Source organism: Spirosoma sp., from assembly GCF_026391055.1.
Taxonomy (GTDB): Bacteria; Bacteroidota; Bacteroidia; order Cytophagales; family Spirosomataceae; genus Spirosoma.
Genome location: NZ_JAPLET010000016.1, coordinates 1 through 22,583 on the forward strand (window position 1 = coordinate 1; position 22,583 = coordinate 22,583).

Sequence of the window (22,583 nt, forward strand, 5' to 3'; positions counted from 1 at the left end):
CAAACCGGCTACAGCGCTGAACATCCTGCGCGAAACCATCATGGGACGCGAACTCTTCGACTACGCCTTCAAAGAGTACGCCCGACGGTGGGCCTTCAAGTCCCCCGAACCCGCCGACTTCTTCCGAACCATGGAAGATGCCTCCGGCGTCGACCTCGACTTCTTCTGGAAAGGCTGGTTCTACTCCGTCCAGCCCGTCGATCAGGCCCTCACCAAAGTCGACTGGTTCCAGGCCGGCTCCCAAAACCCCGAAATCGCCAAAGCCGAAGCCCGGGCGGCCGCGGCCAAACGAGCCAACACCGTCAGCAAACAGCGCGATGCGGCCACCAAAGACCAGACCGTCGTCGCTCAGGACTCTACCATGAAGGACTTCTACAACCGCTACGACCCCTATGCCGTCACCGAGGAGGACAAGAAAAAGTACCAGGACTACCTGGCCACACTCACCCCCGAGGAGCGCAAACTGGCTGAAGCGGGCACCAACTTCTACACCCTCTCGCTGAAGAACAAGGGCGGCATCCCACCAGCAAGAAAGTGAAGCAGTGGACGCTGGACCCCTACTACGAGATTGCCGACATCAACACGGAGGACAACTCGTTCCCACCGGTGGCTCAGCCAACTCGTTTCCAGTTGTTCAGGCAGCAGCAGCGGGGTGGCGGGGCGGCTCCCAACCCCATGCAGCAGCAACGTCAACAGCAACCAGCCAAACAAGGCACTGGTCGAAATTAAACAAGCGTCAACTCCCTACTAAACTATGAGAAAACTCCTGCTAATGGCGAGTCTGACCTTCTGGTCGGCCGCTTCGATGGCACAGGCACCGGCCGCCCCAACGCAGAACGCCAACTCGCGTTTTGAGCAGTTAGGTCCCATGCTGCCTACGCCCAACACCTTCCGGACAGCTTCCGGCGCGCCCGGCAAAGACTATTTCCAGAACCGTGCCGATTACGACATTAAGGTCGAACTTGACGATGCCAATCAGAAGATCATTGGTACCGAAACGGTTACATATCATAACAATTCAGGCGATGAACTTCCGTTTATCTGGCTTCAATTGGATCAGAACCTGTTCGCCAAAGGCTCGACCGGCAGTGTAACCCGCACTGGTAGTGTTAATGAAAGTGGGATGAGCTTTGCCCAATTGCAAAATCTAACCTCGGTTCGTGAGCGCAGCAGCCAGCAGGCGTCCGATAAATTTGGCTATCATATCACCGCCGTGAAAGATGCCAAAACAGGAAAAGCGCTTCAATACACGATCAACCAGACTATGATGCGAATTGACCTGCCAGCGGCCATTAAGCCCGGCGGAACCTACTCGTTCAACGTAGATTGGAATTACTTCGTAACGGAGTATTATGGTCGGAGTGGTATGGAGTACTTTGCGAAAGATGGCAACTATAATTACTTCATAGCCCATTGGTTCCCCCGCCTTTGCGCCTACAGCGACGTAACGGGCTGGCAGAACAAGCAGTTTCTGGGACAGGGCGAGTTTACCCTCATCTTCGGCAACTATAAGGTAGCCATCACGGCACCAAGCGATCACATTGTTGGAGCTACGGGCGAGTGCCAGAACTACAAGCAGGTGTTGACGGCTACGCAGCAAAAGCGAATGGCGCAGGCGGCTACGTCCAAAAACCCAGTTGTTATCGTTACGCAGGATGAAGCCGAAGCAGCCTTGAAAACGAAGCCAACCGATAAGGTCGGAAAAAAGACGTGGGTATATGCGGCTCAGAACGTACGTGACTTTGCCTTCACCAGCAGCCGCCGGTTTATCTGGGACGCCATGCAAACCGATGTGTACGGCGATGGTCATAAAATCTGGTCGATGTCGTTCTACGCAAAAGAAGGTAATCCACTCTGGGGGCAGTATTCGACCCGTGTAGTTGAGCATACGCTGAAATCGTACGGCAACCGGACCATCAAATATCCCTATCCAGTCGCTATTTCCTGCCATGCTACAGCGGGTGGCGGTATGGAATACCCGATGATTTCGTTCAACGGCGGTCGGCCAGAACCCGATGGCACTTATTCGGAGCAGACTAAAGCCGGTATGATCGGCGTAATCATCCACGAGGTAGGGCATAACTTCTTTCCTATGATCGTCAACTCCGACGAACGGCAGTGGACCTGGATGGATGAAGGGCTTAATACATTCTGCCAGTATCTGGCTGAGAAAGAGTGGGATTATAACTTCCCCACCCGCCGAGGTGAGCCTCAGTTAATAGTTGACTATATGAAGTCGGACAAAGCGGTACTGTCACCTATTATGAGTTCGTCTGATAACGTCATTAATCTGGGGGCCAATGCCTATGCCAAACCAGCTACTGCGTTGAATATCCTGCGCGAGACGGTGATGGGTCGTGACCTCTTCGATTACGCTTTCAAAGAATACGCCCGACGATGGGCTTTCAAATCGCCCGAACCAGCTGACTTCTTCCGCACCCTGGAAGATGCCTCGGGTGTTGATCTGGACTGGTTCTGGAAAGGTTGGTTCTACGGCGTTGAGCCGGTCGATCAGGATTTGGTAGAGGTAAACTGGTTCCAGGTCGATTCGGGCAATCCGGAGGTAACAAAAGCAGCAGCCCGTGCCGAAGCCAAACGCCGTGCAGGTACCATCAGTAAGCAGCGCGATGCTGCTACGCAGGGCGAAACGGTAGTCGCGAAAGATTCGACCATGAAGGATTTCTACAACAGCTACGACCCCTATGCGGTTACAGAGGCCGACAAGAAGAAATATCAGGATTATCTGGCAAGTCTGAGTCCCGATGAGCGAAAAACGCTGGAAACAAGCGCTGCGACCAACTTCTACACCCTCTCGTTGAAAAACAAAGGGGGGCTTCCCATGCCAGTAATTATTCGCATGGAGTTCGAAGATGGCACCGATTCCGTGGCCCGTTTCCCAGCTGAGATCTGGCGTTTCAACGATGTGTCCATCAACAAGGTGATTGCCACCAGCAAGAAAGTGAAGCAGTGGACGCTGGACCCCTTCCAGGAAATTGCCGATATTGACACGGAGAACAACGCATTTCCCCGGATGGCGCAGCCAACGCGGTTCCAGTTATTCAAGCAGCAGCAGCGTTTCGGCCCTCAGGGTCCGAACCCTATGCAACAACAGAAACGAGCTAGCCAGCCTCCGGCTGTGCAGGGCAGTAGTAAGAATTAATAAATGATGGATAATAGCTAATGTACAATGTATAATGATACCACAGAATTTACATCATTATGCATTGTACATTGACCATTATCCATTACTTTTGCAAACCAATTCGGGATGTAGCGCAGTCCGGTAGCGTGCTTGCATGGGGTGCAAGAGGTCGTGGGTTCGAATCCCGCCTTCCCGACAATCAAAAGGCCAACTCATAGAGCTGGCCTTTTTTTATGCTTATTTTATTGGTATCGTGTCTAGCCCGTATACGAAGAGCATACCCGAAACCCGCCTACAGCTTCTCTTTACTACTACCTTACCGAAACCGCTGAATGCTGAAGTCCCGCGCATTACCAACCTCACCAATCCGGGCGTTAAGTGTATAAATTTGATTGTTGACAGCTACGCTGGTTGTTGCGCCAGTATACCCGGTGGCATCGTATTTTTGAATAGAAGCCGTTTGCCAATTATCGGCACTGCGCACCTGGGCTACCCGACTACCACCCGTTACAACGTATAAGTCATTATTAAGAAAAGTCAGTCCATCGCCGGGTAATGATCCTGTACCACTTACTTCAGAAATGGCATTGCCGTTTTTGAGGTCCACCTTATAGAGCTTTCCCTGTCCTGTGTTGGCAACAATCAGGTACCCGTCCGGATGATAGGCAATGCCATTTAGGCCGAAAGTCGGGCTGGCGAATCGCACATCATCTCTTACCAGAATGCTGGCAGCACCCGTTGCGCTCACGCGATAAATTACGGGAGAAAACGAATCGGTTACGTATGCAGTCCCGTCCGGAGCAATCGCTATATCGTTAGCAAAATTTGGCTCGGCCGCAGGAATCAGTGCCGCCAGATCTGTCCGGCGCTCTAGCTGGCGCGTACTCAGGTTAAAAACCAGCAATTCAGCCGTTTGGCGGGTTGTTGCAGGCGTACTCCTGACTGACCGTCCCTGATCGCTATTGCAAACAAATACACGGCCATCGGCTACTTTCATACCGATGCCAGCAATAAATCCAGGATCTGTCAGCAAATCTTCGTAGTGCCCACCGATATCAACCGTACCAATTTTACCGAGTGGAATTGATGTGACCAGAAATTTTGCCAACTGCGAAGAGTACGCAATCCCTTCCGGGTATTGCCCTTCGGCGACAAAATCAATACGTTCCGGGAAAGATGCGTTTGGACTGTCGCGGTGATCTTCGCAGGCCATCAGCCAACCGATGGAAAGCACTAGAAGTGAAGTGTAAATAAAGGATGATTTCATAACGAACAGATTAATGGTCAATGCATCATTGATAATGCTCTTGTACTAATCGCTGTTCATTGGATTTGTTCACCCCTCAGCAAGTATTAACACTGCTTTCTATCCCTGAAATCGTATAACTCTTAACCTTTTCAAAACCGTTTCGATCCCTAGCAGGAATCACTTATAAATTTTATCTATTAGTATATAAAAACAATTAATAAAAACTATTTGATGATTCGTGTAAATTTGGCTCCACAAAAATCTAAATCTATTAAACATGGGAGATCATATATATCCAAGCGCATCTTCAGATACCAAAAGTTACAATGTTAATGGCGAGAGCAAATGTCCGTTCACGGGTGCAACAGCCAAACAAAGTGCTGGTTCCGGCACGAGAAATCGGGATTGGTGGCCTAATCAGCTTAAGTTGAACGTTCTCCGCCAGCACTCCCCATTATCCAACCCTATGGATAAGACATTTAACTACGCTGAGGCTTTCAAGTCGCTGGATCTGGACGCGGTGAAGAACGATATTTTCGATCTGATGACTACGTCTCAGGACTGGTGGCCAGCTGATTATGGTCACTATGGACCTTTCTTTATCCGGATGGCCTGGCACAGCGCGGGTACTTACCGAATTGCCGATGGTCGTGGTGGAGCGGGTTCGGGAACCCAACGCTTTGCTCCCCTAAACAGTTGGCCCGACAACGCGAACCTCGACAAGGCACGTTTACTGCTGTGGCCTGTTAAGAAAAAATACGGCAGAAAGATTTCATGGGCTGATCTAATGATTCTTGCCGGTAACTGCGCTCTTGAGTCGATGGGCTTCAAAACATTCGGTTTTGCCGGTGGACGGGAGGATGTTTGGGAACCAGAAGAAGATATCTACTGGGGAGCTGAAACTGAGTGGCTGGGCGACAAACGCTATTCTGGTGACCGCGAACTGGAGAATCCGCTGGCTGCGGTGCAGATGGGGCTTATTTACGTAAACCCTGAAGGGCCAAACAGCAGACCGGACCCGCTGGCATCTGCCCGCGACATTCGGGAAACCTTTGGCCGCATGGCCATGAATGATGAAGAAACAGTTGCCCTTATTGCCGGTGGCCACACCTTTGGTAAAACCCACGGAGCGGCCGATCCAGGCCAGTATGTAGGGGCAGAGCCTGCCGGCGCTGGCATTGAAGAGCAAAGCTTGGGTTGGAAAAACACCTTCGGAACCGGAAACGCCGGTGACACTATTACCAGCGGTTTAGAGGGAGCCTGGACTACAACGCCAACCCAGTGGGATAACAACTACTTCGACAACCTGTTTGGGTTCGACTGGGAGTTGACCAAGAGCCCGGCGGGTGCGCATCAGTGGAGACCGAAAGATGGCGCAGGCGCTGGTACCGTGCCCGATGCACACGACCCAGCCAAGCGCCATGCACCCATGATGTTTACGACTGACCTCGCCCTACGGATGGACCCTATTTATGAGCCTATCTCAAGACGTTTTCACGAAAATCCAGATCAATTTGCCGACGCATTTGCCCGTGCCTGGTTTAAGCTGACCCACCGCGATATGGGCCCGATTGCCCGCTATCTCGGTCCGGAAGTACCTGCCGAAGAACTGATCTGGCAAGATCCAGTTCCCACAGTTACTTATGAACCAATTGACAGTCAGGACATTGTTACGTTAAAAGCAGCAATACTGGCTTCGGGTCTGTCGGTGTCCCAACTGGTATCTACTGCCTGGGCGTCTGCATCGACCTTCCGTGGTTCCGACAAACGCGGGGGAGCAAACGGTGCGCGCATTCGCCTGGCACCGCAGAAGGATTGGGATGTGAACCATCCGGGACTGCTGTCGACGGTACTCGAAAAGCTGGAGGGAATTCAAAGTGAATTTAACAGCGCTCAGTTAGGTAACAAACGAGTTTCCCTCGCTGACCTGATCATTCTGGGGGGCTCGGTAGCCATCGAGCAAGCGGCTAAAAAAGCTGGTCATGAGGTAACAGTACCGTTCACGCCCGGCCGCGCCGATGCATCGCAGGAGCAGACCGATGTGGAGTCATTTGCCGTTCTGGAACCGGAAGCAGACGGCTTCCGCAACTACTCCAAGACAAAATATACCGTATCAGCAGAAGAAATGCTGATTGATAAAGCACAACTACTAACGCTGAACGCCCCCGAAATGACCGTTCTGATTGGCGGCATGCGGGTTCTGAACACGAACTACGGTTTTTCCAAGCACGGCGTATTCACAAAGCGCCCGGAGGCCCTTACCAACGACTTTTTCGTTAACCTGCTTGATTTGGGTACAACCTGGAAGGCAGCCTCGCAACACCAGGACGTGTTTGAAGGTCGTGACCGCGCAACAGGCGAATTGAAATGGACCGGTACCCGAGTCGATCTTATTTTCGGTTCTAATTCAGAACTCCGGGCACTCGCTGAAGTGTACGCCTGCGAAGATGCACAGGAGCAGTTTGTACAGGATTTTGTATCGGCATGGACCAAAGTGATGAATCTCGATCGATTCGATCTGGCCTGATTAAGGTCACATGGATTGGTGCTATTGCCATATACATTACTAACAGATTTACCAACCTAAGTACCTATGTAGAAAGGTAGCCCTGAAACGGGCTACCTTTTTCACGTTACATCGTACATTCTTCTCATAAGTTAACAGACTATTTATTCGTTCTACAAACACAGTTAGTATACTGAACCGAACGAGCCCAAAAAACCTTTGTCTATCGAATTCGTTATTTTTGTGCTTAAAAACCAGTATCCAGTTAATTCATTAACCAAATTACTCAATTGACCACTTCATCTCCATTTTCGATTTTATTGGTTGATGATGACCCGCTTGTTGCCGATGTGCTTACGCGTTCAGCCCGGCATAACTTTCCTGAAGCCCTTATTCAAGTCAGAACTAGTTATGCTGAAGCAGAGGCCTATGTTGAAAGTCTTGAAGGAAAAGGCCCTAAATTGATATTGTTAGACATCGATTTACAAACAGGACCCGACGGTTTTGCTTTTCTCTCTTATCTGCGCAATCATCCACAGGCACGACTGTTACCCGTAGTGATGCTATCGTATTACGACGAAACAGAGAATGTAGAAAAAGCTTTTTCTATGGGGGCCTCATTGTTTACACGGAAGCCGTCTGTCTATTCAGCCTGGCAGGCTTATGTACAGCAATTACGCCACTATTGGTTTGAAACGATTACGGTACCTACCGTCTGGTTTGGCAAGGGGGCTACCAGCTAGGGCCATTGTATAGCTAGTATCATTTTATCAGGACGGCTGCTTTCCTGAAACCAATAGCCTCATCAATTACCAATCTTCTTTTCGATTAGAGTTGCCAGAGAAGTGACGATCTGTCACTTCTCTGGCAAACGATGCCTGGCCCTGCTAATCAGCTATCAAAAATATTTTCTGAAAAATATATGGAATTGGTGCATTTGCAGCATCTATCCTAAAAGCAGCATGGGCTAGTCCCTAAAACGCATATTAATAATCTTAATAATTATTTTATGAACTACACCCCGCCCTAGCCCTCCTGCTAACCCCTTGAAGCGAAGGAGATTTCGTTTGTGAGAGTTGAACTACAAGGTTTTATATCCGTACCGGCCCAAAGTAAAAAAAGCCAGTAAGTGGTTTTTATCCAACTAATTGCCGTCGGATTACAATAAAGATGATAGATTAGACTTGTTGAATTGTGCGGTTATTGCTGGAAAACTCATATTTTTGTGGAGGTTTGAAGGCGTTTCCTTTAAAAATTTGGATGCACAAACCGAAAGAGTCTAAATTTTTCACTTTTTTTACCGGGTAAACCAACTTTTAATTTTTAACCCTACAGTCCAGTTCCAATGAAAACACAAACTCCTTCTCCAGCACCCGCCAAAGCACCGGCACCAAAAAAGAAGTCAGGTGGTCTAAACCCCGCATTCGTAATTCCGGTATTGTTGCTGATCGGTATCCTGACGTACATGTTCGTCTTCGGTGATGGTAGCCACTTCCAGGAAGGCGACAATACGAAAGAACCACTTCCAGGCGACTACTTCGGTACGGTCTACAAGGGAGGCTTCATCGTACCAATTCTGTTTACCTGTTTTCTAACGGTACTGGTATTCTCAATTGAGCGTTTCATCACGATCGGCCGTGCCAACGGTTCAGGTTCTATCGATGATTTCGTACGGAAAATCAAAGGCCAGCTTGACCGCAATGAAGTAGCTGCTGCTATTCAGGAGTGCGACCGTCAGAAAGGTTCGATTGGCAACGTTGTGAAAACAGCCCTAATCAAGTATCAGCAATTAGCTACCGACACGCAGTTAGACAAAGAGCAGAAGCTGGTAGCTCTGCAGAAAGAAGTAGAAGAAGCAACGACGCTTGAACTGCCAATGCTGGAAAAAAACCTGACCATCATTGCTACCCTGGCTTCGGTTTCGACGCTGATCGCCCTGCTCGGTACGGTACTTGGTATGATTCGCGCCTTCGCAGCCATGGGTGCTACGGGACAGCCTGACACAGGTGCTCTTTCGACGGGTATCTCTGAGGCCCTTGTAAACACGGCTCTTGGTATCGGTACAGCCGCTATTGCTACGATCATGTATAGCTACTTCACGAGCCGTATTGACGTATTGACTTACAACATTGACGAAATCGGTCTGAGCATTCAGCAGAACTTCGCAGCCCATTATTAATAGTTTAATTACTTATGCCAGCAGTTAAAATAAAACGCGCCAGTTCCTCAGTGGACATGACCGCGATGTGCGACGTGGCTTTCCTCCTGTTGACGTTCTTTATCCTGACGGCCCAGTTCCGGTCGCAGGATGCTGCCGCCATCGAAACGCCATCGTCCATCTCGGGTATCAAAGTCCCTGATAGCGATATCATGACTATTGGTCTTGGTAGAGACGGCAAGGTCTATTTCGGTATTGATAATGCGCAGAACCGCATTGCCATGCTGGATAACATTGCTGCTGCTAAAGGACTTTCCTTCTCGCCCAACGAAAAGAAGGAGTTTTCCCTGATGTCGAACTTTGGTTTGCCCATCAACCAGTTGAAATCTTACCTGAATCTCCCTAAAGAGCAGCAGGCTAAGGTGAATCAGGCCGGGATTCCAACGGATTCTACCGGAGCAGGTCCAACCAATGAGTTGAAGGAATGGGTTTACAATGCCCGGAAGGCCAACAACAATCTTCGAATTGCGTTGAAAGGCGATAATCTCGCTAAGTTCCCCGAATTCAAGAATGTACTGGCTACGCTACAAGCGCAAAACATCAACAAATTCAACCTGATTACGGGAACGGAAGCTCCCCCAGCCGGTTGGAAAGCTGATTAAGCGCGTAGCGATTGCATCTATAGTTGATTTTCACCACGCGAATCTGTTAAGAAAACATGGCAGAAATTAATACCGGCGGTGGTGGTGGTAAACATGATGGTGGTAAGGTACGGTCAAAGAAAGCGTCGACCCGGGTGGATATGACCCCCATGGTAGACCTCGGATTTCTCCTGATTACCTTCTTCATTTTGGCCACCACACTGAGCAAACCATCTTCGATGACGCTCAACGTGCCGGATAAAACACTAAAAGAAGAAACGGAGCCTATTAAGGCTTCCAACGTAATGACCGTCTTTTTGGGTAAAGACAACAAAGCTTACTACATTTTTGGTAAGGCTGCGGGCGAAGACCCAGAAGTAAAGACCGTCGGTTACGGCTACGAATTTCGTCAGGCTCTCCAGGAGAACGTGAAGAAAGTAGGTGGCGAAAAGTTTGTTGTAGTTATTAAACCAACAAAACTATCGACCTACAAAAACATGGTTGACGTACTGGATGAAATGGCGATTACGAAACTGAAGCGGTATGCCCTTGTGGACGCACTGACTCCGGATGAAGTAAAGCTCCTTAAAGACAAAGCAAAATTAGACGTATAACACCATGGCAGAAGTAAACCCCCAGGCAACACTCGATGATATCGTGTTTGCCAACCGGAACCAAGCGTATGGTGCCTATGACCTGCGGAAGTCATACCCTAAGACTGTAACCAGAGCTCTAATTATTGGTGCTGTTCTGTTTACATTGGGTGTACTGACGCCAACGATCATAACTGCGTTGACGCCGGAAGCCAAAGAAGTGTCTATGACGGAGGTGGACTTGATGAAACTCCCACCACCGCCCATCGACCCGAATGAACCGCCACCACCGCCACCACCACCGGTCGAATTGCCGAAGGTGAACACGGTGAAATTCCTTCCACCGGAAGTAAAGCCGGATGAGGAAGTACCGGAAGAAACGCCACCACCAGCCGTGGAGGAACTGAAGGAAGCCGTTGCTGCTGAAAAAACGCAGGAAGGGGATCCGAACGCTGAAGAAGTAATTGCTGCTCCGGAAGCATCAGCCGCCCCAACGAAAGTGGAAGTTGCCGTTGAAGCTGCCCCAAAAGAAGAAGAAATCTTTACGGTGGTAGAACAACAGCCAGAGTTTAGTGGTGGTATGGCCGCTCTTGGTCAGTACCTAAGCAAAAACCTGCGCTACCCAGCCGCAGCTCAACGCGCAAACGTTTCAGGACGTGTATTCGTAAGCTTCGTCGTTAATACCGATGGAAGTATTCAGGACGTTCAGGTGCTAAAGGGTCTGGGCTTCGGAACAGACGAAGAAGCACAACGCGTAGTGAAAGGTATGCCGAAATGGCGCCCGGGTAAGCAATCAGGTCGGCCGGTTCGGGTTAAGTACAACCTACCGATCAACTTCACGCTGGAGTAATACCTATGCGCGGACAGAATCGAGGTCCAGCCAAGCTAACACTGTACATATCAGTACTAGCTTCGCTGGCATACTTGGGAGGAGGCATCGGACTGATAGCCTCCTCTCAGTCTTTTGGGATGCTTCCTGAGCCCGGATTACTACGCTATTCGATGGGAGCATTGTTGATAGTTTATGGAGCGTTTCGAGCGTATAGGGCCTACCAGCGTTTTCAGCAAGATGAGTAAGCATTTTTTTGTTTTTATAGCAGCCGCCGGATTACTGGCTGGACTCCTGGGTTGTGACAACGGGAAACCACCGTTGGATAATCCATCACGCGGGGATATTGTTATTGCTGCCGATGAATCATTTCAGCCGTTGGTAACACAATTGACCTCTGCTTACTCCGGCATCTACCCAGACGCTCACTTTAAGGTTGTCTTCACGCCAGAACAGGAAGCGATTAACATGATGCTTCAGGATAGTGCACGACTGGTCTTCACAACCCGTGTACTAAACCCTAACGAACGGGCTATACTCAATCAACGAAAAATAAAAGGGGCTACTGAAAAGATTGCAACGGATGGCGTAGCACTAATTGTCAATAAAGCGAACACAGACAGCCTGATCACAATGGCTGAATTGCAACGCATTTTCAGTGGGCAGGTAGATCAGTGGGGACAACTTAAAGGAGGTAATCAGAGTAGCCCGATCACTCTGGTTTTTGATAATAACAATTCAAGCAATCTAGCGTTTGTATTAAAAACTTTTAATGTCAAAGACGTAAAAGGATTGCGAATATTCACAACGCGCTCAAATCGGGAAGTCATTGAATTTGTCCGGAAGAATCCATCAGCCCTTGGCTTTATCGGCGTTAACTGGATCAGTGATAGTGACGAACCTTTATCGGTCGAATTAGCTAAGGATTTGCGTGTGATGGGGGTATCTGATAAAGTAAACCCGGTAAAGCGTGATGATTATTATCAACCCTTTCAGGAAGATTTAGGTATGCAGCGTTACCCTTTACGGCGTCCTGTATATATACTAAGCCGTGAAACGCATCCGGGTCTAGGTGGTGGATTGATAAATTATATAGCCAGAGATGCAGGTTCGCTAATCATTCGTAAATTGGGGCTTTGGCCCAGAATTCCATATGATCGAATCATAAATCTGACTAAATAAGTAAGTTTTTTTGGTTTGACCGCAATTTTTTAGTTTTGTCGATTGTTTTATAAGCATTAACCAATTACCCTAATTTCCAACTTGAATTACATGATGAACAACCAGAAGCAATCGCTGATGACCATCCTGTTTATGGGGGCTACACTAACGACTCCTTTAGTTGCACAGGACGTCCAATCGGCCTTGAAGGATGTAGAAGCTGAGCGATATAATAAGGCGGGCCAAACGCTAACGCAGTTGGCCACCAGCTCGCCGACGGCTGATAATCAGTTTTATCTGGGCTATTATTATCTGAGAAGCGGACAGCTAGATAAGGCAAAAGCAACCTTCGAAAAAGGCGCTGCTGCTGATGCTAAAAATTACTTGAATAACATTGGCCTGGCAGGTGTGGCTATGGCCAAAGGTGATGGCGCTACCGCTAAAGGTTTGATCGACAACGCCGTTGCTCAAACGAAAAGCAAGAATCAGGATGTGCTGATTCGTGGCGCTGAAATGTACACGTTGTCTGATCAGCCGAAGCAGAATGATCCGGCAGCTGCCCTCAGCCTGCTTACTGTGGCCGATGAGAAAGATAAGAAAAACGAAAACGCCGAGATTGAAATGCTGATGGGCGATGCGTATTTTCTGAAAAATGATGGCGGTAACGCGATCACGAAGTACGAAAACGCCCTGGCAATTAACCCCAATCTTGCCGAAGCCAATTACAAAATTGGCCGTTTGTATCTGCGTGGTAAAAACTATCAGAAAGCGCAGGACTTCTTTAAACTGGCTATCCAGAATGATGCTGAGTTTGCGCCCACGTATCGTGCCTATGCCGATGCATTAGCTAACTCGCGGGCATATAAGGCTGCTGCTTCGAACTATGAGTTGTATGTTCAGAAAAGTGGTACAACCGATCCGGAAATGCTCCTGGACGTAGCCCGTTATAAATTCCTGGCTCAGGATTATCAGGGTGCTATCGCTTACCTAGATCAGCTGAAAGGCAAAATCAACAACCCGATTATTGACCGGATGTATGGTTGGGCTTATTCTGCTTTAGGTAAGAATAACGAATCCGTTGAGTCGTTGAACCGATTTATTTCTACAGCTCCTCAAAAAGTAATGGCCGACGATTATAAATATCTGGGTCGTGCTTATGCGCAGATAGGAACACCGGAGAGCGATTCGTTAAGCATTGTCAATCTGGAAAAAGCGGCACCAATGGACACAACGGAGAACCTGTATCGTGAAATTGGTGAGCGTTACTACAAAACAAAGCGCTATGATAAGGCAGCTTCGTATTACAAAAAGACGATTGCGACGGATAAGAAGCCCCAGAATAATGACTTCTTATGGTTGGGTCTCTCTAACTATCAGTACGCACCACGTGTAGGCCGGGATAGCTCTGCTACACCGATGGATACAGCCCAGATTCGTCAGGTAAAACAACAGTATTACCTGGCGGCAGATTCGGCCTTTGCGCAGATGGCATCACGTATTGAAGCCGATGGCAAAAAATACCCATTGGCTTATTACTACCGTGCAGGTGCCAATTACTACGCCTATCCTAAAGAACAGGAGAAAGCAGCCGAGTTAGCAGGACCACTCTACGAGAAATTTATTGAGCAGGCTACAACTCCAGATGAAGCTGATAAGACAGATTACAAACGTTATCTGATAACTGCTTATAAAGCGCTGGCGGGTTTTGCTTTGCTGAAGAAAGATGACGCTAAAGCCAAGGAGTACTTTGATAAAGTACTGGCGCTTGACCCGAATGATGAAAGTGTGAAAAAAGCACTGGAAGGGCCTAAAGCAGCTCCGGCGAAAGCAGCTCCCAAGGCAGCTCCGGCTAAAAAGAAAGTGGCCGATAAATAACCAGAGTTATTAAGTGATAGTACTAAAAGCGTAGGTTTGATACCTACGCTTTTTTATTTTAATAATAATAAATATGGTGACTAGTAATGAAACAGTTAATATTCTAATTGGGAGTTGTAACTTTGCGGGCGCAATTTTTTGACAGACCTATACTGACACTACCTTACAAATCCGTATGCTTAACCTTGTACTGTTTGGCCCGCCGGGTGCCGGAAAAGGAACCCAAAGCGAATATTTGATTAAAAAATATAACCTGGTTCACTTATCTACCGGCGATTTACTGCGCTCTCAGATTGCTGCCGGTACCGAATTAGGTTTGCGGGCAAAGCAACTTATGGATCAGGGCATATTAGTGCCAGATGAAGTTGTCATTGGTATGATTGAAAGTAAGCTTCATGAAAACCAGACGCCTGCTACACAAAGCGATGCTAGTTTGACAGGTGGGTTTATTTTTGATGGCTTTCCAAGAACGGTCCCGCAAGCTGTTGCTTTAGATCAGCTATTAGGTACACATAATACGAAGATCACGATTATGATCGCACTCGTTGTGGATAGCGAAGAACTAACACGACGTTTGCTACTTCGTGGTCAAACCTCCGGTCGGCCTGATGACCAGAACGAGGAATTGATCCGGCGACGCGTAAAAGAATATAATGATAAGACCGCTCCTGTTGCTGACTATTATAGTCAACAGGGGAAATTCGCTGCGATTGACGGCATTGGTGAGATAGACACGATTTTCAAAGAAATCTGTCATCAAATTGATGAGGCAGTCGAGCGGTAACTATTTGCTATGGCTTCCTCAAACTTTATTGATTACGTAAAAATAAATTGCCGCTCCGGAGCGGGCGGTGCAGGATCGGTTCACTTCCGTCGGGAAAAGCATACGCCTAAAGGTGGACCAGACGGGGGCGATGGAGGACGCGGAGGGCATATTATTCTCCGGGGAAACGCCCAACTCTGGACGCTTTTGCATTTAAAATACCGCAAGCATGTTAAAGCGGGCAACGGTGTGGCGGGCGAAGGTGGTCGGCGAAGTGGTGCTCAGGGCGAAGATGTTATTCTGGATGTACCACTTGGTACCATAGCAAGAGACCCTGAGACGAGCCAACAATTAGCTGAAATTACCGAAGACGGACAGGAGATTATTCTGTTTGCTGGCGGACGCGGTGGTATGGGCAACGACCATTTCAAGTCAGCGACCCAGCAAGCGCCCGAATATGCTCAGCCTGGCGAACCAGGTCTTGAAGAATGGGTAGTTCTCGAATTGAAATTATTAGCCGACGTGGGGCTGGTTGGCTTTCCTAATGCGGGTAAATCAACACTCTTATCAGTGTTGTCGGCTGCCCGGCCTGAAATTGCAGATTACCCTTTTACAACCCTTGTCCCTAATTTAGGGGTCGTAGCTTATAGAGATTACAAATCGTTTGTGATGGCCGATATTCCGGGCATCATTGAAGGGGCTTCGCAGGGGAAAGGACTTGGATTACGTTTTTTACGACACATTGAACGTAACTCCATTCTACTGTTCCTGATTCCGGCCACTAGCGAGAACATTCGCCAGGAGTATAATACCCTGCTGAATGAGTTACGCGAGTTTAATCCAGAACTTATGGATAAGACCCGGATGCTGGCTATTACGAAAATGGATCTTGTTGATGATGAAACCCGGCAGAAACTACAGGGCGATTTACCCAAAAAGATACCCGTAGCCTATATTTCGGCCGTTAGTCAACAAGGTCTGGATGAATTAAAAGATATAATCTGGCAAAACCTGACAAATAGTGAGCCGGTCTGAGTAGTACCCACATCAATTTATCTGCAAGTAACCTGCCTGGGTTGTTGCGTATTCACACGTATGAGATACTTTTCCGTAGCCATTGGTGCGGCATTTATTTTATTGCTTCCCGTTTTTGCTCTAGCTCAGGTTCAGGTGTCTTTTCCGACGACACGGGCGGTTTTGCAGCGAAATAACTCAAACCAGGCAACTATTCGTATAACCGGGTATTATACAGCAACAGTTGGGCGTATTGAAGCCCGTTTGCAGGCACGAGATGGTATCGGTTCCTCAACCGATTGGGCGACACTCCAAAATAATCCATCGGGAGGGGTGTTCAGCGGTGATATAACAGGCACAGGTGGCTGGTACAATCTCGAAGTACGGGGTATGAACGGCGACCAGCAAGTAGGCAATTCGACAGTTGTGGAGCGCGTTGGCATTGGTGAAGTATTTGTCGTAGCCGGGCAATCCAATGCACAGGGTGTTCATCAGGATGCACCCAATCCACTCAATGACTTGGTAAACTGCGTTAATTACCGGTACCCAGACCAGGGCTTCCCGAACGAACCGCCCACGCCCGTGTTTACCCAACTCGATAATTCATCGGGTTTCACCATAGCGCCCAGAGGAATGGGAAGCTGGGCCTGGGGGCAGTTAGGCGATATTCTGGCAAAAAGGTTGCGTGTTCCTATTCTGTTTTTTAATGCAGCTTTTACAGGAACATTTGTACGTAACTGGCGCGATAGTGCGCCCGAAGGTGGGGTTGCCTATGGCCCTGGCGGTGCCTACCCGGCCCGTCAGCCGTACATTAACTTAAAACTTGCTCTTCAGTTTTACGCTAATTCGCTCGGCATGCGCGCTGTACTTTGGCAACAGGGTGAATCCGATAACCTTTACAACACACCGAAAGATCAGTACGTTAGCGATCTTCAGTACGTTATCAACCAGTCTCGGCAGGAATACAACAGTAACACGTCTTGGGTAGTGGCCCGTGTGAGTTACGGCGACTTTACCGGTGGAGTTGACCCAGCTATTATTGAGGCCCAAAACCAGGTGATCAGTACAACCTCCAACGTATTTGCGGGACCTAATACAGATGTGGTCCAAATACCGCGTCAACGGCCACCGCGCAATGACCCGGAGGGTGTTCACTTCGATTATAATGGCCTTGTTGAGTTGGCAAACGCCTGGAATGCAAGTTTGAACGATTCCTTCTTTCAGCGTTCCACACCTATATCACCAGTTGCCTCGCCAACAATCTCTATCGCTTGTGCTTCTAATAATAATCTTTCTCTTACCGTAAATGGTAGCTACGCGAGTGTTCAATGGGAGTCGGGAGAATCAGGCAATAGTATAACGAAGGGAGCGGGTGTGTACCGGGCCAAGGTCAAAGATTCGCGAGGGAATACGCTTTTCACCAACCAGGTGCGGGTATCCGATGCGCCAATAGCGGCAACACTTGACAATAGGCCCCCTTCCGTCTGTATAGGCAGTAGCCTGGCACTTACAACGAATTATGACAATGTAACGTGGCTGAACCAGCAGAATAACACAACAGTAGCAACGTCACGCAACTTCTCGACTGTTTCGGCCGGTGCATACTACGTTCGCTATCGGGATGTGAGCGGCTGTGAATTTACATCGAATGTGTTGAACGTATCGGTAAATCCATTACCCGACACGCCTACAATTACTAACGACAAACCAACGGTATTCTGCCAGGGGGATAACACGACGCTTCGTGCCAATGCTGACAACATCCAGTACAACTGGAGCGATGGCCAAAAGAATAAGGTGGTGAACGTTGGTAACTCGGGTTCTTACTTCCTGACGGTAACGGATCAGAATGGTTGTACATCAGCGCGGTCAAATACAATTGCAGTTACTGCGAACCCCGTACCCGCTAAACCTACCATCGCCACAAATGGCCCAACCACCTTCTGCGCAGACAGAACAATTACCTTAACTGCTCCTCAGAATGTTGCCTATCAGTGGACGAGTGGTCAGACAACCCAGACCATCACCCTTAGCCAGTCCGGTAATTTTGCGGTTAAAACCAGCAACCAGTTCGGATGTACATCTGAGCAGTCAGATGTGCTGACGATTCGGGTAAATCCTCTGCCACAAACCCCATCTGTTACAGTTGGCGGTGCAACAACGTTTTGCGAAGGCAATCGTGTTACGTTAAATGCAAGCAGTAACAACACGATTGTATGGTCGAGTGGCCAGCGCAGCAACAGCATTACTGTAAATACGTCTGGAAACTTTACCGTTCAGGCACTTGACCAAAATGGCTGTTTATCGCCTTTTTCACCGGTGATAGCCGTAAAAGTAAACCCTCTGCCTGCAACCCCAACCATACTCGCGGCTCCTTCTCCTATTATTTGTGAAGGAGATAGAGCCACCTTACGAGTTGATGGCCCTTACACCGTTTTTTGGAGCACCGGCGATTCTACCCAGCGCATTGTGACCGGTTCAGCGGGCAATTACACCGCCAAAGTTCGGGATGTTAATGGCTGTGTTTCGGCCCAGGCAGGAGCCATAACGGTTGAACTAAGGCCACTTCCCCCTTCTCCTACCATTAACGTCATTGGCACCTACACCCTTCAGGCAATAAGCTCAACGAATGGCACCGTATTCCGCTGGCGGGTGGGAACTGATTCGCTGGCGGCACAGACGGCCATTATTAAAGCGAATCAATCTGGTTCCTATACGGCGCGAGCGTCAATCGTTTACTCGCAGGCACTAACCTGCTTCTCGTTACCATCGGCCCCATTCGTTTTTACGGTTGATGTGAGCAATAAAGGATTAAGTGTTTACCCAAATCCCAATCCGGCTAAAATTATCACAATAGAAACACTTGACAACCTGACAAATGCCGTTATCACCATTTATACGCTCAGTGGTCAAGTAGTCTTTACCGCACCAGTTCCCTCCCTGGATGAGCGAAAACAATTGGTTTTAACCAGTTTGATGTCAGGCTCTTACATTTTACGCGTACAATCGGCCGATTTTGACGTTTCAAAGCGAATTATACTCGGATTGTAATATAATTCTGCATAGACCGTTTAATCATAGATATTAGCGTTAAATTTGTATTTTACCGGGAAACCACATTGACTCTCAGCTACATGCGTCCGGGGCAATAAACCGATCGGACTACTCATCTCGTTTCAAGACTGTCTCCACACTAGGTAACTGAAAAAAATGAAGTTATTGAAAGACAAAAAATGAAGAATTGTTACTTATTAAAGCATTTACTTGTCATTAGCTTGCTAGCTACTGGTACACGCCTGTCAGCACAGACAACGAATCAGGTCTTAAAAATTACCTATCCTGAAAGCCGGGCAATTTTTCAACGCGAAAATGATAACACCAGTACTATCTACTTATCGGGAAGTTTATATCAACCCGTCGACAGTATTCAGGCTCGCCTGCAGGTAGAAGTTGCTGGGCAGGGCCTCAACACAAACTGGGTTACCATTCAGCGGAATCCACAGGGCGGAATTTTTCAGGGGTCAATACGAGCCAGAGGAGGTTGGTACAGACTTGAAGTACAGGCGTTCGTCGGCGGTGTTGCCACCGCAAGTGATGTTGTCCGTAAGGTTGGTATCGGCGAGGTATTCATTATAACAGGCCAGTCGAATGCGCAGGGTTTCCAGAATTACGGAGCGCTAGGCGCCGTAGATGATCGGGTAAACTGCGTTGCTTACGATAATACTACAGCTAACTCATTGAGCGACCCCCCGGCTCCTTCTTTTCAGCAATTAACCGCCACCTCACTGATCGGGCCGCGGGGAAAGAGTGCATGGTGCTGGGGATATCTGGGCGATTTGCTGGTAAAACAGTACAATGTGCCTGTCTTGTTTATCAATACGGCCTGGGAGGGAACCAGCCTTCAGAACTGGCGCGAAAGTTCACTTGGTCTGGTCACGAAGAACTTGTTTGCCCTTGGAACACCTGATGAGAATTTTCCGGCAGGCATGCCTTACTCGAATCTGGTTATTGCCCTACGATATTACTGCTCACTTCAAGGCTTGAGAGCCGTGTTATGGCAACAGGGAGAGTATGATAACTTCCCGTTAAAATCGTCACGAAAAGACTATGCCGATAACATGCAGTTTTTGGTCAATAAAACCCGTGCGGACACTGACAGATATCCGGCCTGGGTACTAGCCAGATCTTCATATAGCAACGGCACCGTAAGTGAAAACGTTATCCAAGCTCAGAATGACGTAATCAACACGTACAACAATAACGTTTTTGCCGGCCCTTTTACCGATAATATTCAAATTCCGCGCTTTGATGCTGTTCACTTTGGTAATAGAGCCACGAACAACCCGGGCGATAAAGGCCTTAATGATCTGGGGCAAGCCTGGTTTGAGAGCCTCAACGCGATCTTCTTTTCAAGCTCACGTCCACTGCCTCCGTTACCTCAGCCAACCATCTCAGTAGCGTGTTCACCATCGGCAAATAGTGTGACCTTGAGCCTACCCAGTTTATTTAAATCGTATTCATGGAGTTCAGGACAGGCCACCCAGAGCATTACCGTTACACAACCAGGGGTTTACCGGGCTACTTTAAAGGATGCGAACGGGAACACATTCCTATCGCCATCACTTGACCTACAAGGGCCGATCCAACCGGCAACACCAACCATTTCGCTGGCTAGTCAACCTGGTAAAGTAGTCGATTTGCAACAGCAGGTTTGTGCAGACTCAACACTGTCATTGCTGGCTAATACATCAGCTAACAGCACAGGAGTATGGAGTTATAGTACCATAACGTCCGTTGCCAAGGCCATCAAATTAAACACATCGGGTTCATATACCCTTCAGGCCATGAACGTTTATGGCTGTAAATCCGCACAACCCGCAACGGTCAATTTAACGGTTCGCCCTAAGGTACCAACGCCCACCATTGAGCAGATTGGTGCTTACAGCCTGCAAGCCGTATTACCAAAACCAACAGGAGGCCAGTCTGACTTATTCGACTGGCGACGTGCTGCGGGTGAGGTGATACCCCAAACCGGTGCGGTGGTGAAGGTAATCGTTTCAGAGAACTACTCGGCACGTACTAAAACAACGTTCACCCTTAATAGCGGGTCTGCCTTAACGTGCTTTTCTGACTTTAGTACGCCCAAAGCCTTTACATTCGACCGATCTAATGGAGGTGTAAGTATATACCCGAATCCATCATCCAATGGTATGGTCACCATAGAAACCATTGAGGATTTGGTTAATGCCAGCGTCGACGTCTTTTCGCTGGGTGGGCAGAAGCTGTTTTCATCCCAAGTTCCTTCGTTTAACGAACGAAAGGCAATTGACTTGACAGGCCTGTCGCAAGGCGTTTATTTAGTGCGGGTACGTTCAGCCGGTTTTGATGTCTCCAGACGTATTATTATAAACCGATAGGTCTTACTTATACCCCTTGTCAGCAACAGCCCCTTCTGTAGAAGGGGCTGTTGCTGTTTACTACCCTCCCACGGCAGCCCATAGATTGGTAAACCAACGCTTGTAGTTTAAATTTGAGAGCTATTAGCCAGAACGTATAGACCTAAATAAATGGGCCTATTGGTTTTATCGCTACCTTTGCATAGGTACTGTCAACTAATTATATGAACGCAACTTACCTACCGGCTGATTACATACCGGTACTTATTCAATTAGGTCTGGCGCTTGGATTCATTGTAACAACAATGATCGTTACCCACTCTATTGGCCCGAAACGAAACAGCCAGAAAAAGGACGATCCTTTTGAGTGTGGTATACCCGTTCAGGGCGACGCACGGACGCCTATTTCCATTAAATATTTCCTGATTGCCATCCTCTTCGTACTGTTTGATGTAGAGGTTATCTTTTTGTACCCTTGGGCTGTAAATTTCAAAGGACTTGGTATGACCGGCTTCATTGAAATGGTGCTGTTTATGGGCTTGTTGCTGGCCGGTTTCTACTACGTCATTCGCAAGGGTGTTCTAAAGTGGGAATAAGCTTTTAAATGAATTTTCGAACATATTTATTCGTTGTTAAGGTAATCAACACAACGTTTTATGGCAACTGATATCAAGCTGGCTGAAGCCCCCGCGAGTTATGATGGGCCGGGCTTTTCGGCTACGTCATTCGATAAAATAATTGGACTTGCCCGGGCTAATTCGCTCTGGCCATTGCCTTTCGCAACGTCCTGCTGTGGTATTGAGTTTATGTCGACCATGGCATCACACTATGACCTGGCACGTTTCGGCTCGGAACGGCCCAGCTTTTCACCCCGTCAGGCGGATATGCTGCTTGTAGCCGGTACCATTGCCAAAAAGATGGGGCCTATTGTGAAACAGGTTTACCTGCAGATGGCCGAACCTCGTTGGGTTATTGCTATTGGTGCCTGCGCATCGAGCGGTGGTATTTTCGATACTTATAGCGTACTACAGGGAATTGACCGCATTATTCCGGTCGATGTCTATGTTCCCGGCTGCCCACCCCGCCCCGAGCAAATTCTGGAAGGGGTTATGCAGGTACAGGAATTAGCCAAAAATGAATCACTGCGCCGTCGTAATACAGATGAGTATACGAAGCTGCTGAATTCATACAACATTCAATAAAGAACAAGTTCGTGAACGGATAACCGGCCCAAGGCTACGGCATCTTTTCACGAA

Annotated in this window: 16 protein-coding genes, 1 tRNA gene and 1 pseudogene; 17 read left to right on the forward strand and 1 reads right to left on the reverse strand. The window is 48.3% G+C overall.

The features are described 5' to 3' along the window. The 3 genes and pseudogenes from NT073_RS08400 to NT073_RS08410 all read left to right on the forward strand — a co-directional run. Positions 1-729 (forward strand): annotated as a pseudogene (locus NT073_RS08400) (M1 family peptidase); the annotation flags it as partial. A gap of 25 nt (positions 730-754) precedes the next feature. Next, on the forward strand, positions 755-3,160 hold the full coding sequence (locus NT073_RS08405) for a M1 family metallopeptidase (protein ID WP_297371686.1): 2,406 nt from the start codon (positions 755-757) through the stop codon (positions 3,158-3,160). A 104-nt stretch (positions 3,161-3,264) separates the two neighbouring features. Then, positions 3,265-3,338 (forward strand) — tRNA-Pro (locus NT073_RS08410). Between the two features lie 120 nt (positions 3,339-3,458). Here NT073_RS08410 and NT073_RS08415 read toward each other — a convergent pair. After that, positions 3,459-4,409: an SMP-30/gluconolactonase/LRE family protein gene (locus tag NT073_RS08415; RefSeq protein WP_297371690.1), complete on the reverse strand. Its 951-nt coding sequence runs from the start codon at positions 4,407-4,409 to the stop codon at positions 3,459-3,461. Between the two features lie 259 nt (positions 4,410-4,668). On the opposite strand from NT073_RS08415, the gene katG reads away from it, so the two are divergent. The 14 genes from katG to NT073_RS08485 all read left to right on the forward strand — a co-directional run bounded on the left by katG (position 4,669) and on the right by NT073_RS08485 (position 22,529). Further along, the gene (gene katG / locus NT073_RS08420) at positions 4,669-6,918 is read left to right on the forward strand and encodes a catalase/peroxidase HPI (RefSeq protein WP_297371693.1); all 2,250 of its coding nucleotides are present in this window, start codon (positions 4,669-4,671) and stop codon (positions 6,916-6,918) included. 269 nt (positions 6,919-7,187) lie between these two features. Continuing rightward, on the forward strand, positions 7,188-7,640 hold the full coding sequence (locus NT073_RS08425; protein ID WP_297371696.1) for a response regulator: 453 nt from the start codon (positions 7,188-7,190) through the stop codon (positions 7,638-7,640). Positions 7,641-8,242: 602 nt separating this feature from the next. Then, the gene (locus tag NT073_RS08430; protein ID WP_012929563.1) at positions 8,243-9,076 is read left to right on the forward strand and encodes a MotA/TolQ/ExbB proton channel family protein; all 834 of its coding nucleotides are present in this window, start codon (positions 8,243-8,245) and stop codon (positions 9,074-9,076) included. A gap of 14 nt (positions 9,077-9,090) precedes the next feature. Next, positions 9,091-9,717 carry a biopolymer transporter ExbD gene (locus tag NT073_RS08435; RefSeq protein WP_297371699.1) on the forward strand — a complete coding sequence of 209 codons (627 nt, stop codon included), beginning with the start codon at positions 9,091-9,093 and terminating at the stop codon, positions 9,715-9,717. Positions 9,718-9,773: 56 nt separating this feature from the next. Further along, positions 9,774-10,310 carry a biopolymer transporter ExbD gene (locus NT073_RS08440; RefSeq protein ID WP_297371702.1) on the forward strand — a complete coding sequence of 179 codons (537 nt, stop codon included), beginning with the start codon at positions 9,774-9,776 and terminating at the stop codon, positions 10,308-10,310. A gap of 4 nt (positions 10,311-10,314) precedes the next feature. Continuing rightward, positions 10,315-11,139 carry an energy transducer TonB gene (locus NT073_RS08445; RefSeq protein WP_297371705.1) on the forward strand — a complete coding sequence of 275 codons (825 nt, stop codon included), beginning with the start codon at positions 10,315-10,317 and terminating at the stop codon, positions 11,137-11,139. Between the two features lie 219 nt (positions 11,140-11,358). Beyond that, positions 11,359-12,300, forward strand: coding sequence for a substrate-binding domain-containing protein (locus NT073_RS08450; protein ID WP_297371941.1), 942 nt, complete (start codon positions 11,359-11,361; stop codon positions 12,298-12,300). Between the two features lie 90 nt (positions 12,301-12,390). Next, on the forward strand, positions 12,391-14,154 hold the full coding sequence (locus tag NT073_RS08455; protein ID WP_297371708.1) for a tetratricopeptide repeat protein: 1,764 nt from the start codon (positions 12,391-12,393) through the stop codon (positions 14,152-14,154). Between the two features lie 175 nt (positions 14,155-14,329). Beyond that, a complete protein-coding gene (locus NT073_RS08460; RefSeq protein WP_297371711.1) occupies positions 14,330-14,938 on the forward strand; it encodes an adenylate kinase in 609 nt (202 codons plus the stop codon). A 9-nt stretch (positions 14,939-14,947) separates the two neighbouring features. Beyond that, entirely contained in the window at positions 14,948-15,952 is a 1,005-nt protein-coding gene (gene obgE / locus NT073_RS08465; protein WP_297371714.1) for a GTPase ObgE, read from the forward strand. 60 nt (positions 15,953-16,012) lie between these two features. Continuing rightward, positions 16,013-18,982 (forward strand): T9SS type A sorting domain-containing protein, encoded by a 2,970-nt coding sequence (locus tag NT073_RS08470; protein ID WP_297371717.1) that lies wholly within the window; start codon positions 16,013-16,015, stop codon positions 18,980-18,982. Positions 18,983-19,164: 182 nt separating this feature from the next. Then, positions 19,165-21,348 carry a T9SS type A sorting domain-containing protein gene (locus NT073_RS08475; protein ID WP_297371719.1) on the forward strand — a complete coding sequence of 728 codons (2,184 nt, stop codon included), beginning with the start codon at positions 19,165-19,167 and terminating at the stop codon, positions 21,346-21,348. Positions 21,349-21,551: 203 nt separating this feature from the next. After that, positions 21,552-21,923 (forward strand): NADH-quinone oxidoreductase subunit A, encoded by a 372-nt coding sequence (locus NT073_RS08480; protein ID WP_012929574.1) that lies wholly within the window; start codon positions 21,552-21,554, stop codon positions 21,921-21,923. 60 nt (positions 21,924-21,983) lie between these two features. Beyond that, entirely contained in the window at positions 21,984-22,529 is a 546-nt protein-coding gene (locus NT073_RS08485) for an NADH-quinone oxidoreductase subunit B (protein WP_012929575.1), read from the forward strand. The last annotated feature ends 54 nt before the right edge of the window (positions 22,530-22,583 follow it).

Bases quoted from the DNA above. Each gene is read 5' to 3' on its own strand.
- NT073_RS08480 (WP_012929574.1), top strand. From the start codon at position 21,552: ATGAACGCAACTTACCTACCGGCTGATTACATACCGGTACTTATTCAA.
- NT073_RS08405 (WP_297371686.1), top strand. From the start codon at position 755: ATGAGAAAACTCCTGCTAATGGCGAGTCTGACCTTCTGGTCGGCCGCT.
- NT073_RS08435 (WP_297371699.1), top strand. From the start codon at position 9,091: ATGCCAGCAGTTAAAATAAAACGCGCCAGTTCCTCAGTGGACATGACC.
- NT073_RS08445 (WP_297371705.1), top strand. From the start codon at position 10,315: ATGGCAGAAGTAAACCCCCAGGCAACACTCGATGATATCGTGTTTGCC.
- katG (WP_297371693.1), top strand. From the start codon at position 4,669: ATGGGAGATCATATATATCCAAGCGCATCTTCAGATACCAAAAGTTAC.
- NT073_RS08415 (WP_297371690.1), bottom strand. From the start codon at position 4,409: ATGAAATCATCCTTTATTTACACTTCACTTCTAGTGCTTTCCATCGGT.
- NT073_RS08440 (WP_297371702.1), top strand. From the start codon at position 9,774: ATGGCAGAAATTAATACCGGCGGTGGTGGTGGTAAACATGATGGTGGT.
- NT073_RS08450 (WP_297371941.1), top strand. From the start codon at position 11,359: ATGAGTAAGCATTTTTTTGTTTTTATAGCAGCCGCCGGATTACTGGCT.
- NT073_RS08460 (WP_297371711.1), top strand. From the start codon at position 14,330: ATGCTTAACCTTGTACTGTTTGGCCCGCCGGGTGCCGGAAAAGGAACC.
- obgE (WP_297371714.1), top strand. From the start codon at position 14,948: ATGGCTTCCTCAAACTTTATTGATTACGTAAAAATAAATTGCCGCTCC.
- NT073_RS08470 (WP_297371717.1), top strand. From the start codon at position 16,013: ATGAGATACTTTTCCGTAGCCATTGGTGCGGCATTTATTTTATTGCTT.
- NT073_RS08485 (WP_012929575.1), top strand. From the start codon at position 21,984: ATGGCAACTGATATCAAGCTGGCTGAAGCCCCCGCGAGTTATGATGGG.
- NT073_RS08430 (WP_012929563.1), top strand. From the start codon at position 8,243: ATGAAAACACAAACTCCTTCTCCAGCACCCGCCAAAGCACCGGCACCA.
- NT073_RS08455 (WP_297371708.1), top strand. From the start codon at position 12,391: ATGATGAACAACCAGAAGCAATCGCTGATGACCATCCTGTTTATGGGG.
- NT073_RS08475 (WP_297371719.1), top strand. From the start codon at position 19,165: ATGAAGAATTGTTACTTATTAAAGCATTTACTTGTCATTAGCTTGCTA.